Below are 14,956 nucleotides of genomic sequence, written 5' to 3'. Positions count from 1 at the left end.
ATGGTCTTCGGGCGCAAGCAGAAGAAGGTGGTGCCCTTCCGCACCGCCGGTGAGCTGGACGCGATGGCGGCGGCCGGCGCCATCGTGGGCAAGGCGCTGGTCGCCGTGCGCGCGACGGCCAAGCCCGGCGTCTCGACGCTGGAGCTGGACGAGGTCGCCGAGCAGGTCATCCGCGACGCCGGCGCGGTGCCGTCGTTCAAGGGCTACCACGGGTTCCCGGCCTCGATCTGCTCATCGGTGAACGACCGTGTGGTGCACGGGATTCCGACGAAGGACGACGTACTCGCCGAGGGTGATCTGGTCTCGATCGACTGCGGCGCGATTCTCGACGGCTGGCACGGCGACTCGGCGTGGACGTTCGGCGTCGGCGAGATCATCGAGGCCGACCGGCTGCTGAGCGAGGCCACCAAGCTGTCGATGGAGGCGGGGATCGAGGCGATGGTGCCGGGCAACCGGCTCACCGACGTCTCGCACGCCATCGAACTGGGCACCCGCGCCGCCGAACGCGAGCACGGCCGCGCCTACGGCATCGTCGACGGGTACGGCGGGCACGGCATCGGCCGCCAGATGCACATGGACCCGTTCCTGGCCAACGAGGGCGCGCCGGGCAAGGGCCCGAAGCTCGTGGTGGGCTCGGTGCTCGCGATCGAGCCGATGCTCACCCTCGGCACCACGCAGACCCGGGTTCTCGACGACGACTGGACGGTCGTCACAGAGGACGGCACCCGGGCCGCGCACTGGGAGCACACCGTGGCCGTCACCGAGGACGGGCCCCGGATTCTCACCCTCCGCCCGGAGTAGTCCTCCCGCCGGAGTAGCGAGCCTCGTGGTCCCGCCCGGAGTAGGGGCGCCTGTGCCGGCCGGCCGCGGCAACAAGGGCATCGATTGCCCGCCGCCCAATTCGCCACGAACGACCTCGCGCTGCTAGTTGTGCCGCGCCCCGGTGGTGTCGTTGTTTCGGCAGACTTGTTCGCTGCGCTACCGACATCGCCCGGTGTAGCTCAAATCCGCACGCTGAAGCGAGTGGCTCGATGGTCTGCCGCATTCGCCGTGCCGGGATGGTCCGGTTCTAGACGGTTGAATCGTGCTCGGTATGGGCACTTTTCGTCCATGGCGATCACGCACGACCCGAGGCCGCCGGCTGCCGTTATCGGCGCCGCGGCGGATCGTGAGCAGTTGGGGACCCATTGTGCGGCTTATCCGGTGGCGGGTCCGGATGCGCGGTGGCTGGTGGCCGGGGCGGTCGGCGTCGCGGTCTGTCTCGCGCTGGCGGTCGGTGGGTTCGCGGCCGGGCTTCCGGTGCTGGGTACCGTCGGTGTCGCGGGGGCGCTGCTGTGCGGTGCGCGGATGCTGTTCGGGTTCGGACGGTTGGGCGTGGTCGCCGCCTGGGACCGGGGCGCGCGGCTGGACCTGTACGAGCGCGGGTTCGTGGTCTCCTGTCGCGACCGCGTGCGGATCTTCCGTTACGACACCGTCGTGCTGTGTCGACGCGTCGTCCGGCCCACGGAAGACTGTGCGCCGGAAGAGTTTTGCTTCCGGTGCCGGGTGTCGGACGCGGCGGGGTCGCCGATGGTGCTGCGGCACGGCTTCGAACGGCCGCAGGAGTGGGGCCCGCGATTGGAGCGCGGCATCGTCGAGGAGCAGTTGCCCCGGGCGCGGGCAGCGCTGGCGGCGGGCGAACGCCTGGATTTCGACCATTTCTGGTTGACGGCGAACGAGATCGGATCCGGCGCGGTGGCCGTGCCGTGGGATCGAGTCCGGGTACTGACCGTTGCGGGCGGCTGGCTGAGCGTGCGGGTCGCGGGACGCGCGCAACCGCTCGATTCGTTGCCCGTCAGCATGATTCCGAACTACGCGGTGTTCCGCGCGCTGACCGCGGAGGCACTCGACGCCGGTACGCCGAGCACGTGACGCGGACGGCTCAGTCGTGCGCCTCCGCGCGCATCCGGTGCTGCGTCATGGTGGTCAGCGGGACGACCCCGCTCCAGCCGCACGGCCGGTCACACGAGGCGAAGACGGTGTGGTTCTCCCGTAGCGTCGCCGAAGCCGTTGCGGGATAACCGCATTCGGGGCACTTGCCGAAATAGTCGAGTACCTCCCGCGGCCCCGATGCCGCGGTGAGTGGGCGGTGTTTGCGCATACTGATGTTCTCCCGGCCGGTCCGGCCTGCTGCTTCTTCGACACGAATCGGATCCGACGTTATGCGTGCGGGCGGTGGCCCGGGTCCGATCGCTGCCGGGCTGTGCTTTTCACAATCAACCGGTGACCTGTTTCACTCGCGCCACAGCACGGTCGTGCGGGCGTCGCTCGATCAACGGTGCGATGTCTCGTCGAATTTGCTTGTGCGCCACCGGCGATTCAACGGCGTGCGATGTGGTGGGAAGTGCCGCCGCATCGAGGAGGTCGCAATGCGGGTCGAGAGGACACCGCCGGACGCCGCGGACGAACGCTGATGACACTGGACTTGCCCGAGGGGCTGCGCTGGCTGGCCTGGGTCGCCGGAACGACCTGGCCCGACGGTGACGAGGACGCCGCGTGGGCGGTATCAGAGGCGTGGAAGACGGCGTCGACCGATCTGAAGGCCCTGCTGACCATGGTGGACGAGGCCAAACGCGTTACCGAGCAAGCCTATTCGGACGGCGAGGCCGCGGTGGCCATGGGGCAGCGCTTCGACGCCCTCCGCACCGGTGACCAATCGCTGGAATCACTCGCCGAGATGCTGCAGACGATCTCCGATTCGGCGTTCGACATGGGGACGCAGTTACAGGGCATCAAGATCACGGTGATCGTGTCGCTGGCGGCGCTGGCGCTGGAGATCCTGTGGGCGTGGCTGTTTCCGCCCACCGCGCCGGCGGTGGAGGCGGCGGCCATCTCGACCACCCGGTCGTTTCTGCGGGTGTTCGAGGACATCGTGCAGAACGCCATCACGAAGCTGGCCACCAAGCTCGGCGCGCCCGCGACCAAGCGGTACTTCTGGAAGACCGTCGCCACCAAGGGCTTCGCCGTGCCGACCGCCAAGGGCTGGGGTGTGTACGGCGTGAAATTCGCCGAGGCGGCGGCGATTTCGATGGCCATCGACGGATCGGTGCAGCTGGGGCAGATGGCCGACGGGAAGCGGCGGCACTTCAACGGGACCCAGTTCGGGCTGTCGGTCCTCGCCTCGGTCGCCGGAACGCTGCCGTCGCGGGAGTTCGCGCGGTATCTGGGCCGGGGGATCGACAAGCTCGCCGCGAACCAGTTGAACAACCTGCCCGGGCGGGTCGGGCGCGGCGCCTTCATCGGCGCGTCCTCGGGCATCGTGAGCTCGGCCATGGGAAACGTGGCCGTGGGCGCCGCGACCGGCGACTGGGCGAGCTTCACCTCCGGCCCCGGCTGGGTGGGCGGCGCGGCCCGCGGCGGCCTGGTCGGCGGCGCCCGCGGCGGCTTCGCCAAGAACACCCCCATCTCCTCCGCGGACATCCGCTACGGCGCCTGGATGCACAAACCCGGCCAACCCCGAGTAGGCCCACCCAACCCACCCGCCCACCACGACGGACCCGCGGGGGTGGCTGGGGATCAGTCTTCGACGCACAGTGGCAGTGATCAGTCGTTCGTGACGGCTCCGCAAGGGCAAACCGGTGGGGCGCAGTCGCATTCGGGGACCTTCGGGAGCGAGGGGACTGGCGGGGTCACCTCGCAGCGGCCCGCGGTGCACACCGACGGGAGTGCGCCGCCGCCCGGGAACAGCGGGGTGGGGCCGTCCACCCAGCCGGGTGGCACTCCGGCACACCAGCCCGTCGGCACGTTCGGCGGCGAGGGCGGGAACGGTGGCCCACCGGGCAGCGGATCGGTACACAGCCAGGACGGTTCGGAGTCTTTCGTGACGGCACCCCTGGCCGGTCCGGACGGCCAGCCGGTGACCACCACCGCATCCCACCCCGGCGGCCGACCACCCACCTCCTGGGAGTCATCGGTCGACGGCGGTTGGCAACCACCCGCGTCGTCGAACGGCCACGGCGGTGCCGCCGTGCCCCCGACCCCGCACGGCACCTCACCAGGATCGTCGGCGGACAACATCTCCGTGTCGAGCGGCCCCGGCAGCAGCTACTATTCCGCCCCACCCGCACCCCCGGTGAACTCACCCGTCCACGCACCGCCACCCGCCAATGGCGCTGGAGGCCAAAGCATTCCTGCCGGGGCGGGCACTTCCGCACAAACCGCGGGCAGCTCTTCACATCCGCCCGGTGGGTCGCACGCACCAGGTGGCAGTGCGAACCCGCCTGGTGCTTCCACGCTGTCCCCCGGGAGCGAGAGTCAGCCAGGAAGTTCCTCGCATCCACCGGGGAGCGGAGGTCACGCGCCGGGAGGTTCTTCGCATGCGCAAGGCGGCGGTGCGAACCCGCCTGGTGGTTCTTCGCATCCCGGTGGTTCGCATCCGCCGCCTGGCGCGGCGAACGGGGGTGCGTGGAATGCGGCCGGGGGTGGGGAGCAGCGGTTGGTGGGGGAGCCGTTCCTTGGGCCGGGGAAGGATATGAAGGCGAAGACTCGGCCGAAGAGTTGGCCGTATTGGGAGCCGTTGCCGGGGGAGTTCGGGGCGCCCGAGGCGCCGGAGTGGGGGGAATGGTTGCCGCCCGGTGCTTATCCGGCGGGCGAGGGCGAACCGGGTGGCGAGTCCGGAAATACCGATACGCCTTTCACGTTGGGGAGTTGATCACCATGCCGAACGAGGTGAGGTAGCCATGGCGGAGCGGATCGAGGTCGACCCCGCGAAGCTGCGGGCGGCCGCGCAGGTCACCCAGGACCTGTCGGACCGGGTAAAAGGCGTGGCCGACCGGCTGCGCGGCACCCTGTCGGGCCTGGAGTTCGATGCCGGCAACCGCCCGTGGGGCGACGACTCCATGGGCAAGAAGTTCTCCGAGGGCGATAAGGGCTACAAGGGCGCGCGCACGAACCTTCTGGACGGAGCCGATGCGATGGTGCAGACCTTGCACGACTTCGCTGAGGGCCAGCGCAACGCGGCCGCCGTCATGCAGGGCGTGGACGGGCAGTCGGCCAACGATTTCGGCGGCTCGAATGCGTCCTGAGCCCGGGTCAGGACTCCAGCAGGATCGTCACCGGCCCGTCGTTGACCAGCTCGACGCGCATGTGCGCGCCGAACCGCCCGGTGGCGACGGTCGCGCCCAGCGCGCGCAACGCATCGGTGAACGCCTCGACCAGCGGCTCGGCGACCGCTCCCGGCGCGGCGGCCGACCAGGAGGGTCGCCGCCCCTTCGCGGTGTCGGCGTACAGCGTGAACTGACTGACCACCAGCACGGGTGCGTTCAGATCGGCCGCGGAGCGCTCGCCCTCCAGAATCCGCAGCCGGAACAGCTTGTCCGCCAGGGCTTTCGCGGTCGCCTCGGTGTCGTCGTGGGTGGCGCCGACCAATGCCAGCAGGCCGTGGGGCGCGCCGGCGGCGGCCGGGTCGATGTGCCCGACGACCTCGTCGCCGACGATGACCTGCGCCGAGCTCACTCGCTGCACAAGTACTCGCATGGTCGTGATCATCGCAGACCCGGCCCGGCCCGTGCGCGACCGGCCGTCGGCGGGGCCCATCGCACAGGAGGTTCGGATGCCGAATGAACGTTTGCAGGAAGACGCGGCAACGCTGCTGGAGGGCCTGGATCAGCAACTGCGCGGAATCGCCGAATTCCAGCGGGAGCGCGCGCGACTGACGGCGTCGGTGACCGCGTGCGACAAGCGGATCCGGGTGACGGTGAACGCCGACGGCCTGCTGATCGACACCGAGTTCGCCGAGGACGTGTCGGACCTGACCTACGACGAGATCGCCGCGGCCATGACCTCGGCCGTGCAGGCGGCGGCCGCCCAGGTGCAGGAGCGCTGCCGCGAACTCATGGAACCGCTGCGCTTGCGGCGCGCGCGGCTGCCCAAGCTCTCCGACATCATCGAGGGCGCACCGGATCTGGGCGCGGTGCTGCCGCCCGCGCCACCGGCCCCGAAGGCACCGTCGCCCACCCGGCCGGAGACGACCGAGAGCGCGACTGCCGACGGCCGCTCGATGATCGCCGACCAGGACTGGTGAACCCGATGCGCGATCACAGCGGAGCGTCGAACAGCGAGCACCCCAGCCGCGGTGCATATTTCGAGAAAGGAGCGCGGTGATGGCATCGAGCGATTCCGAATGGGCCACGTTGAAGACGGCGGCGACCAACGGCTACCTGCAGTTCGATCCGAAGGACGCCGTCACCGGCGCGCAGGCCGCCGCCGACCTGGTGGGTGAGCTGCTGGCGCTGGCGAAGATGGTGCGCGACAACAAGCTCGACCACCTGGACCCGTTCGGCAGCCTGTTCTCCGGCCGCGAGCTGTCGGGCGCGTTCAACACCAAAGGCGCTCGGCTGCACAGCATTCTGGAGAACCATGCGAAGATCGTCGCCGACATGGGCGACACCTTCGTGGCGGCGGGCAAGAAGTACGCGTCCACCGACACCGGCTCCGGCGCCGAGTTCGCCGAGCTCGACGACCTGAAGATGCCGAAGGACCCGGCGAAGCTGAACGGCGGCCCGTCGCACTCGGATCTGCGGACGCCCGACCTGAAGGGCTTCGACTTCAAGAACCCGGACTTCCCGTCCTCGCTGAAGGATTACAAGGGCGACAAGGACTCCGGCGTCACGATCACTTACGAGAACAAGGACAGCCTGAGCTACGACGACCTCTACCAGCTCGGCCAGTCCATCAAGGCGCAGCCGGTCGAGGACGCGTCGGGAGTCTGGAAATGGATGGCCGGTGAGCTGTACACCAAGCTCACCGACTTCGTGAACACCATTACTTCCCTGGGCAACTCGTGGAAGGGCAACGGCGCGAGCGCGGCGGTGGCGGCCTCCCGGAATTATCAGAAGGGCGTGCAGCCGCTGGCCGACGCCATGGTGGCGATGAGCCAGAACCTCGACTACACCGCGCAATGGCTCTACGCCACGCAGCTGAGCATGCCCACCGACCCCAACGCCGACTCCTGCTGCCCCGGCTCCGAATTGGACTACTACCGTGGCGAATTCGAGAGCCACTACATCGAGGGCATCAAGAACTCCGTCTCCATCATGCCGGCGCTGAACGGCCCGTTCGAGCAGCCGCAGAACCAGGGCGGGAACAACCAGAACGGCAACAATCAAGGCGGGAACCAGGGCGGCAACAACCAGGGCGGAAATCAGGGCGGCAACAACCAAGGGGGAAACAACCAAGGCGGGACGCCCTACCAGCAGGGGTACAACCAGGGTTATCAACAGGGCTACCAGCAGGGCGCCAATGGCGGCCCCTACAGCCAGAACCTCAACGGGCAGCAGAACGGCGACCCGTACGCGCAGAACTCCGGCTACGGCCAGAACAACGGAGACCCGTACGGGCAGAACTCCAATGGCGGTAACGGCCAGAACAACGGAGATCCCTACGGACAGAACCAGAACGGCGGCTACGGCCAGAACTCCGCCGATCCGTACGGGCAGAACACCAACGGCGGCTACGGGCAGAACGGCGGCAACTCCTACGGCCAAGCCGGTGGCGGGCAGAACGGCGGAGATCCGTACGCCCAAAACGGCGGAGAACCCTACGGCCAGAACGGCAACGGTCAGGACGCCAACAATCCGTACGGCCAGAACGGAAATACCGGCGGTCAATCCGGCAGCGCCACCGGTGGCCAGTCCGGCGGCGCGTCCGGTGGCCAATCGGACGGCCAATCCGGGACCTATCAGCAGGGCTATCAGGCCGGTTACCAGAAGGGCTACCAGCAAGGCCAGCAGAGCGCCGGGGCGACCGGTGGCCGGTCGTCGAGCCAGATCCCTTCGCCGACAGGGCAATCCGGTGGATCGTCCGTCGGGAAGAGCGCAACGCCGTCCATTCCCTCGGCCGCCATTCCGCAGTCGAGCGTCTCGCAACCGAATGTCCCTTCCTCGCAAGGAAGTTCGGGCCAGCCCGGCGGCATTCAATCCTCGCCGAAATCGTCCTCGGTCCCGACGTCCTCGTCGACACCCAGTTCGGCGGGATATACACCGAAACAGGTGTCGCCCTCGGCGGCGATGCCCTCCACGCCGACGTCGGCGGACGACGTGGCCTCCCGGCTCCGCTCCCAGCTGACCGGATCGACCGCGTCGTCGCCGGACACGCCGTTCTCCGCCGAGCGCACGTCAGGCATCGAAAAGTCTGTCGCACAACCAGATTCGAGCACGTACAGCTCGACCACGGACCCGGCCGACACCACGAGTCCCACTTCATCCGTGCAGGCGGGATCCGGCGTTTCGAGCGTGCTCGGTCAGCTGGCCGATTCGCTGAGCCAGGGCATTCAGGCGTTCACCCAGCTGGGCGGCACACTGAACGCCCTCGATCCACTGCACGCGCTGGCGAGTCAGCTACCCGACCCCGCACACCTGCCGAGTCTCGAGGATCTGGCGAACCTGGATCCAGCGAGCCACGCGGGCGGTGGCGGCGGCCACGGCGGGGGAGCGGGCGGCGGAGCGAGCATCCCGACACCGGAACACCCACTGCAAGAGACGAAGTCGGCACAGTTGTTCCCGCGCGCAGCGCTTCCCGATCCGCCCGATCACGCCGGTGCGTCCGGCGGAGCGTCCCAGCCCGGTATGGGCGGCCCGATGGGCGGACCGGCCGGCGGCGCGGGCGGCACCGCGCAAGGCGGCAAGGACCACAAGCCCGCCAAGTACCTGACCGGCCGCCTGGCACTCGACGAGGCGCTCGAGGACATGCCGCACAAGGTGAAGCCGGTGATCGAGCCGTGACCCGCTGGACGTTCACCGACCTGGAATTCAAACTGCTGTGCGACGAGTACCGCCACGGCAACCTGCCCGCCCCGTTCGTGTTCACCAGCCGCACACCGCGTTTGGACGACTACGAGCGCGAGAAGGCCGACACGCGGCAGCGACTTCGCACGCGGTTCGACGGCGAATTCGACGCGATGGCCGCCGCGATCGCCGCGCCCGAGGTCTTCGTCGTCGCGCACGCCTGGAACGACCAGGAGTTCGAGAACCCGCAACACCGCATCCGTGTGCACGCGGTGCGACACGGCGCACGCGGCTACCTGCTCACCCAGAAGCCGGGCGAAACACTGTGGCACAGCGGCGGTTTCACCATCGAGGAGTGCGATCCGCGGGCCCTCGGCGAGGTGGTGACCGGCCGGTTGCCACCCGCCGAATCGGGCACGCAGCCGGACCTGGTGGTGCACGCCGCGACCCCCGACGCCGGATACGAGCCGACCGGATCAATGATCTCCGACGACGACGAGCCCGACGAGGACGACAATGCCCGCAGCGCAGCCTTTTTCGCGGCGCCCGCCACCGCGACGGGCATCGTCAAGGTGCTGCAGGGCCGATCCAAATTCGGCCCGCGCGGCCGCGTCGAATCCGGCGTGCTGTGGCGCGACCTCCCCGCCGACGGCCGCTACGTCATGCCCCTCGACGACCCCACACCGGTAGCCACGGGCATGGGCACCACCCGCCTGGCAGCCTGGGTCGACCGCGAAATCGAACGCATCCTGGCCCGCATGGAACAGCACCACGACACCGTCGGCTGAGCCCACCCGGAGGCTGAGCCAAGCCCGTCGGCTGAGCGAAACAGTGCCGCCCGCCTCAGCGCCCGAGGCAGCTGAACGCGCCCGCAGGTCAGAGCCCACAGCCGAATAAACGCCCGCCCTTCGGCTGAGCGGAATTCGATGCCCATCCGGAGGCTGAGCCAAGCCCGTCGGCTGCGCGGAACTCAGCGCCCACCCGCGGGCTGAGTCCCCCACAGGTTGCGCGAAACTCAGCGCCCGCCCGCGGGCTCGGGCCGGTCGGAGCGCGGATCGTCGAGTTCCCGGGTGATGTGCTCGAGGTACCGGCCGACGAACTGGTCGACCAGCTCGGCGGATACCCGGCCGGGAAGCCCGCGGGCTGTGGCGAGCTGCTCGGTGAACTCGGCGATGTCGTGTGCGGTGCGGTCGGAGCGGCGGAAGGCCTCGGCGGCGGTGTGCTCGAACAGGTCCACGAAGCGCCGCGCGATGTGGTCGCAGTCGGCGCGCAGCCGCTCGAGCTCGTCGAGGATGTAGGATGCTGCACGCCCGAGGCGGCCAGCTGATCGGCGAACCGGACCAGCTGCGGGTCGCGCTCCCGGTAGGTGGTGGCGTCGAACGGCTCGTACAGCCCCGCCGCGACGACGCGCGCCAGCCCGTTCGGCACGTCGCGGTAGCGCTCCACGAGTTCGGTTGCGGCGATGGTCTTCTCGCCGGGCGGTTGCGGCGGGGCGGCGGCCTCGGTGCCCGGCCCGCCGCCCGCGTCGAGGGACACGCCGAGCACGGCGCCCAGGTCGTCGCCGCGGTCCCAGGCGTCGAGCAGCTCCCGGATGCCGCTCAGCTTGATGCCGCGGTCCATCAGCCGGCTGATGATGCGCACCCGGTTGAGGTGCTGTGGACCGTAGAAGCCGGTTCGGCCCTTCAGGCGCGGTGGCGGCAGCAGGCCGCGCTCCTGGTAGGCCCGCAGGCTCCGCACGGTCATGCCCGACTCGCGCGCCAGCTCGTCGATCGTGAACTCCGCACCCATCTCTCAAGGAAACCACACCGAAACCCGGTCCTCGCCCTCTCCGAGTGGCACATAGGGGCTTTCAGGGGGCCTCGGCGAGCCGATTGTCGGCGGTATCGGGAACATTGCTACCCGATAACTGAATCGGGAGAGCGAGGACGATTCACGGGCATGTCACCAGCGTGTCGCCGCATTCGGCAATCGATAGGCAATCGGAAGATGACCGCTCAGAGGTTTCCACCCAGTTACAAGTCCGCTCCCAACGTTGTATGTGCCATCGAACAGAGGTATGTTCCATTACCTGATGGTATGATTGGCATCACATGGAAGGTCCCGTTATGACCACCGTTCAACCCCACCCGGACGCACAGGCGGCTGCCGCCGGCGCGCTGGACGCCGAGGATGCGGGCTATCACAAAGCCCTGCGCCCCCGGCAATTGCAGATGATCGCCATCGGCGGCGCGATCGGCACCGGGCTGTTCCTCGGCGCGGGCGGTCGGTTGAAGGACGCCGGCGCGGGGCTCTTCATCGCCTACGCGGTCTGCGGCATCTTCGTGTTCTTCATCCTCCGCGCCCTCGGCGAGCTGGTGCTGCACCGCCCCTCCTCGGGCTCGTTCGTCTCCTACGCCCGCGAGTTCTACGGCGAGAAGCTGGCTTTCGGCGTCGGCTGGATGTACTTCTTCCACTGGTGTATGACCGGCATCGTCGACATCACCGCGATCGCCACCTACGTGCACTACTGGGGCGCGTTCAAGGCGATCCCGCAGTGGTCGATCGCGCTGATCGCGCTGGCCATCGTGGTCAGCATCAACATGGTGTCGGTGAAGTGGTTCGGCGAGATGGAGTTCTGGGCCGCGCTGATCAAGGTGGTCGCGCTGGTGACCTTCCTGATCGTCGGCACCGTCTTCCTCGCCGGGCGTTTCACGATCGACGGCGCCCAGACGGGCATCAGCGTGATCAGCGATCACGGCGGCCTGTTCCCGAACGGTCTGCTGCCGCTGGTCCTCGCGACCACGGGCGTCGTGTTCGCCTATGCCGCAGTGGAATTGATCGGCACCGCCGCCGGTGAGGCCGAGAACCCCGAGAAGATCATGCCGCGCGCGATCAACTCGGTCATCGCCCGCATCGCGCTGTTCTACGTCGGTTCGCTGGTGCTGCTCGCACTGCTGCTGCCCTACAGCGCCTTCAAGTCCGGCGAGAGCCCGTTCGTGAGCTTCTTCTCCCGCCTCGGCGTGGACGGTGCCGGCACGGTGATGAACCTGGTCGTGCTCACCGCGGCGTTCTCCAGCCTGAACGCCGGCCTGTACTCGACCGGCCGCATCCTGCGCTCGATGTCGATGAACGGCAGTGCGCCCAGCCTGGCCTCGCGGATGTCCAAGCAGGGCGTGCCCTACGTGGGCATCCTCGCCACCGGCACGATCGCCTTGGCCGGCGTCGGCCTCAACGCGCTGGTGCCGGAGAAGGCGTTCGAGATCGTGCTGAACATGTCGGCGCTGGGCACCATCACGGCGTGGGCGGCGATCCTGATCTGCCAGATGAAGCTGGTGAAATGGTCGAAGGAGGGTCGTCTCGAGCGGCCGTCGTTCCGGCTCATGGGCGCGCCCTACACCAACTACGCGGCGCTGATCTTCATGGCGATCGTGGTCGGGCTGATGGCCTTCGGCAAGGACGACACGCAGCGCGGCGCCGTCATCGCGATGGTGGTCATCATGCTGCCGCTGCTGGTCGGCGGCTGGTTCCTGGCTCGGCGCCGGGTGCTCCAGGTGGCGCAGGCCCGGCAGGGCTACACCGGCCAGTTCCCGGTGGTCGCCGAGCGGCCGCTGGAGCACCGCGAACAGCGCGTGGGCGAGGCATCGGCCCCGACCAGCGACGCTGCCGACCCGGATGAGGCACAATCGCCCTAATGCCCGTCGGTCCCGACCCTCTGTGACGCCAATAGGGACCGGCCCCGGTCGCTCCGCGGGATGGATGACCTCCGTCCCGCGGAGCGGTTCAGGTTTGCGGGCCAGCAGGACGAAGCCGTAGGTCTGAGAGGTCGCAATGCCGGACGATGCCTCTGTATCCGGCCGTCGCCGCGCCTCCGGGCGGGCGCCGTGGCAGCTGCCGGACACCGACCTGACCAGCAATTGGCCCACCCGCCGCGTCGAGGCGACCGAGGCGGCGTTCTGGTATTCGGCGGGCGAGGGCCCCGACGATCCGATCGACGCCGAACCCGGCTCGGGCCGCTCGGGAGTGCGCTCCCGGCCCAGTGTGCGGCGGCTCGGCGCGGGATTGGTCACCCTGCCGGAAACCACCTCGACCGATCCGGACACCGCGATCCTGGCCGATCCCGAGGTGCCCGAGGACAAGCGGTTCTGCTGGAAGTGCTGGAAACCGGTCGGGCGCTCGGACGGCACCGCGCGGGCCCGCTCGGCCGGCGCCTGCGCGCACTGCGACTCGCCGTTCAACTTCCGGCCGCTGCTGAATCCGGGCGATGTGGTCGCCGACCAGTACGAGATCCGCGGCTGCCTGGCCTACGGCGGTCTGGGCTGGATCTACCTGGCCCGCGACCGCAACGTCAGCGGGCGCTGGGTGGTGCTGAAGGGCCTGCAGAACCCGATGGACTTCGAGGCCAACGTGGTAGCGCTGGCCGAACGCCAATTCCTCTCGGAGATGGCGCATCCCGCGATCGTGAAGATCTTCAACTTCGTCACCCACCGCACCGTCGACAACATCGCCTGCGGCTACATCGTGATGGAGTATATCGGCGGCAGTTCGCTCAAGACGATGCTCGATCAGCGTGCGCCCGAACGGCTTCCGGTCGCCGAGGCCATCGTCTACGTGATGGAGATCCTGCCGGCGCTGGACTACCTGCACTCGTGCGGCCTGGCCTACAACGATCTCAAGCCCGACAACATCATGGTGACCGCCGACGAGGTGAAGCTCATCGACCTCGGTGCCGTGGCGGCCCGGGAATCCGGCGGAAACCTGTACGGCACAGCGGGTTACCAGGCGCCCGAGTACACCCGGACCGGGCCCACCGTGGCCTCCGACATCTATACCGTCGGCCGCACGCTGGCCGCCCTCACGCTGGAACTGCCCACCGACCGGCGAGGCCGCAAGCTGCCGGGTCTGCCCACGCCGGAGCAGGAGCCGGTGCTGCGCCGCTATCCCACCTTCGCGCGGCTGCTGCGCCGGGCCACCGATCTCGATCCCGCACAGCGGTTTCCGACGACCTTCGCGATGTACCGCCAGCTCGGCGGCGTGCTGCGGGCGGTGCTCGCCGAGGACCACGATCGCGGGTATCCGCAGGTGTCGACCGTGTTCGGGGCGCCGCGCGGCGATTTCGGGGTGACCACGCTGCTGCGACAGACCGACGGCATCATCGACGGACGGCATCGGCCGCCTGCGTTGCAGGCGTCGAGTGTGCTTGCCGCCCTTCCGGTCCCGCTGATCGACGCCGACGACCCCAGTGCCGAACTGCTGTCCCCGCTGCTGCACGGCGATCCCGGCCAGGCCCTGGAAACCCTGCGGCTGCACCGCGACAACGTGAACGCGGGAACGCTACCCGCCTCGCCGACGGCCGACCTGGAGGAGTCGCTGGCGGCGGTGCGCGCGTATCTCGATCTGCGCGAAGTGGATTCGGCGCGAGCCGAGCTGGACCGGCTGCGGCCCCGGCATCCCGCGGACTGGCGGATCGACTGGTACCGCGGCATCGCCGACCTCGGCGACCACGAATTCGAGCGGGCCTACGCGCATTTCGAGCTGGTCCACGGCACGGTACCGGGCGAGGTGGCGCCGCAGCTGGCCTTGGCCGCCACCGCCGAACTGCTGGTCCAGCACGACGCCGACCCCGGCTGCGCGCGCTGGCGGCAGGCGGCGGCCGAGTACTACCGCGCGGTGTGGCGGGTCGACCGGGGCCTGGCCAGCGCGGCATTCGGCCTGGCCCGGCGGCAGGTCGCCGACGGTGACGCCGCGGCCGCGGTGGCCACGTTGCAGCAGGTGCCCGAGGTGTCGCGGCACCACAACGCGGCCCGGCTCACCGCCTGCCTGCTGCTGGTCTCTCGGCCGCCCGAGGAGCTGACCCAGGCGGATCTGCGCGAAGCCGAGGCCCGGCTGGCGACGCTGCGCGACGATCCGCGCCGGGTGCAGATGCAGGCGGTGGTGCTCGGCGCGGCGCTGGCCTGGCTGCGGGCCGGCGGCCGCCCGGAGCCCGCCGACGCGACGATCCTGGGCGTGCCCTGCACCGAGGCGGGCCTGAGCGAGGGGCTCGAAGCAGTGCTGCGTACCGCCGCGCGCACCTCGCCGCGCCGGCTGCACCGTTATGCCCTCGTCGACCTCGCCAACCGGATCCGGCCGCAGTCGCTCTGGTAGCCGGGCGCCGAATCCCGTTCACCCGCTGGGGTGTCTGCCGTTCACGTGCGGGCAACAGACGATTTCCCCGCGGC

The 14,956-nt window shown here is 69.3% G+C and carries 12 protein-coding genes; 9 read left to right on the top strand and 3 right to left on the bottom strand.

The window, feature by feature from the left end; translation table 11 throughout:
- Together map and IU476_RS08075 are read left to right on the top strand one after the other, a co-directional pair.
- Positions 1–801 (top strand): type I methionyl aminopeptidase, encoded by an 801-nt coding sequence (map, locus tag IU476_RS08080; protein WP_195098291.1) that lies wholly within the window; start codon positions 1–3, stop codon positions 799–801.
- A gap of 309 nt (positions 802–1,110) precedes the next feature.
- Positions 1,111–1,911: a DUF6585 family protein gene (locus IU476_RS08075; protein WP_324193956.1), complete on the top strand. Its 801-nt coding sequence runs from the start codon at positions 1,111–1,113 to the stop codon at positions 1,909–1,911.
- A gap of 10 nt (positions 1,912–1,921) precedes the next feature.
- Here IU476_RS08075 and IU476_RS08070 read toward each other — a convergent pair whose 3' ends face one another.
- The gene (locus tag IU476_RS08070) at positions 1,922–2,140 is read right to left on the bottom strand and encodes a hypothetical protein (RefSeq protein WP_195098289.1); all 219 of its coding nucleotides are present in this window, start codon (positions 2,138–2,140) and stop codon (positions 1,922–1,924) included.
- 312 nt (positions 2,141–2,452) lie between these two features.
- Between IU476_RS08070 and IU476_RS08065 the strand changes: the two genes are divergently transcribed.
- Both IU476_RS08065 and IU476_RS08060 read left to right on the top strand, forming a co-directional pair.
- Positions 2,453–4,690 (top strand): WXG100-like domain-containing protein, encoded by a 2,238-nt coding sequence (locus IU476_RS08065; protein ID WP_195098288.1) that lies wholly within the window; start codon positions 2,453–2,455, stop codon positions 4,688–4,690.
- A gap of 28 nt (positions 4,691–4,718) precedes the next feature.
- A complete protein-coding gene (locus tag IU476_RS08060) occupies positions 4,719–5,063 on the top strand; it encodes a WXG100 family type VII secretion target (protein ID WP_195098287.1) in 345 nt (114 codons plus the stop codon).
- Between the two features lie 7 nt (positions 5,064–5,070).
- On the opposite strand, the gene dtd is transcribed toward IU476_RS08060, so the two are convergent.
- Complete coding sequence (gene dtd, locus IU476_RS08055) at positions 5,071–5,514, bottom strand: D-aminoacyl-tRNA deacylase (RefSeq protein ID WP_195098285.1); 444 nt, start codon at positions 5,512–5,514, stop codon at positions 5,071–5,073.
- Between the two features lie 76 nt (positions 5,515–5,590).
- On the opposite strand from dtd, the gene IU476_RS08050 reads away from it, so the two are divergent.
- The 3 genes from IU476_RS08050 to IU476_RS08040 all read left to right on the top strand — a co-directional run bounded on the left by IU476_RS08050 (position 5,591) and on the right by IU476_RS08040 (position 9,550).
- Entirely contained in the window at positions 5,591–6,061 is a 471-nt protein-coding gene (locus IU476_RS08050; RefSeq protein ID WP_195098282.1) for a YbaB/EbfC family nucleoid-associated protein, read from the top strand.
- A 79-nt stretch (positions 6,062–6,140) separates the two neighbouring features.
- Positions 6,141–8,759: a WXG100 family type VII secretion target gene (locus IU476_RS08045; protein WP_195098280.1), complete on the top strand. Its 2,619-nt coding sequence runs from the start codon at positions 6,141–6,143 to the stop codon at positions 8,757–8,759.
- A complete protein-coding gene (locus IU476_RS08040) occupies positions 8,756–9,550 on the top strand; it encodes an ESX secretion-associated protein EspG (RefSeq protein ID WP_195098279.1) in 795 nt (264 codons plus the stop codon). The genes IU476_RS08045 and IU476_RS08040 overlap by 4 nt, the downstream gene beginning before the upstream one ends.
- 88 nt (positions 9,551–9,638) lie before the next feature.
- On the opposite strand, the gene IU476_RS08035 is transcribed toward IU476_RS08040, so the two are convergent.
- The gene (locus tag IU476_RS08035) at positions 9,639–10,550 is read right to left on the bottom strand and encodes a MerR family transcriptional regulator (protein WP_228823326.1); all 912 of its coding nucleotides are present in this window, start codon (positions 10,548–10,550) and stop codon (positions 9,639–9,641) included.
- Between the two features lie 317 nt (positions 10,551–10,867).
- Between IU476_RS08035 and IU476_RS08030 the strand changes: the two genes are divergently transcribed.
- Both IU476_RS08030 and IU476_RS08025 read left to right on the top strand, forming a co-directional pair.
- Positions 10,868–12,433, top strand: a complete 1,566-nt coding sequence (locus tag IU476_RS08030) for an amino acid permease (RefSeq protein WP_195098278.1) — start codon at positions 10,868–10,870, stop codon at positions 12,431–12,433.
- Positions 12,434–12,569: 136 nt separating this feature from the next.
- Positions 12,570–14,882, top strand: a complete 2,313-nt coding sequence (locus IU476_RS08025; RefSeq protein ID WP_195098277.1) for a serine/threonine-protein kinase — start codon at positions 12,570–12,572, stop codon at positions 14,880–14,882.
- Positions 14,883–14,956: the final 74 nt, after the last annotated feature.

The sequence above is a fragment of the Nocardia blacklockiae genome (assembly GCF_015477355.1).
GTDB classification, from domain to species: domain Bacteria; phylum Actinomycetota; class Actinomycetes; order Mycobacteriales; family Mycobacteriaceae; genus Nocardia; species Nocardia blacklockiae.
This window is presented reverse-complemented; position numbering and strand designations above follow the sequence as displayed.

Bases quoted from the DNA above. Each gene is read 5' to 3' on its own strand.
- map (WP_195098291.1), top strand. From the start codon at position 1: ATGGTCTTCGGGCGCAAGCAGAAGAAGGTGGTGCCCTTCCGCACCGCC.
- IU476_RS08075 (WP_324193956.1), top strand. From the start codon at position 1,111: ATGGCGATCACGCACGACCCGAGGCCGCCGGCTGCCGTTATCGGCGCC.
- IU476_RS08070 (WP_195098289.1), bottom strand. From the start codon at position 2,140: ATGCGCAAACACCGCCCACTCACCGCGGCATCGGGGCCGCGGGAGGTA.
- IU476_RS08065 (WP_195098288.1), top strand. From the start codon at position 2,453: ATGACACTGGACTTGCCCGAGGGGCTGCGCTGGCTGGCCTGGGTCGCC.
- IU476_RS08060 (WP_195098287.1), top strand. From the start codon at position 4,719: ATGGCGGAGCGGATCGAGGTCGACCCCGCGAAGCTGCGGGCGGCCGCG.
- dtd (WP_195098285.1), bottom strand. From the start codon at position 5,514: ATGCGAGTACTTGTGCAGCGAGTGAGCTCGGCGCAGGTCATCGTCGGC.
- IU476_RS08050 (WP_195098282.1), top strand. From the start codon at position 5,591: ATGCCGAATGAACGTTTGCAGGAAGACGCGGCAACGCTGCTGGAGGGC.
- IU476_RS08045 (WP_195098280.1), top strand. From the start codon at position 6,141: ATGGCATCGAGCGATTCCGAATGGGCCACGTTGAAGACGGCGGCGACC.
- IU476_RS08035 (WP_228823326.1), bottom strand. From the start codon at position 10,550: ATGGGTGCGGAGTTCACGATCGACGAGCTGGCGCGCGAGTCGGGCATG.
- IU476_RS08030 (WP_195098278.1), top strand. From the start codon at position 10,868: ATGACCACCGTTCAACCCCACCCGGACGCACAGGCGGCTGCCGCCGGC.
- IU476_RS08025 (WP_195098277.1), top strand. From the start codon at position 12,570: ATGCCGGACGATGCCTCTGTATCCGGCCGTCGCCGCGCCTCCGGGCGG.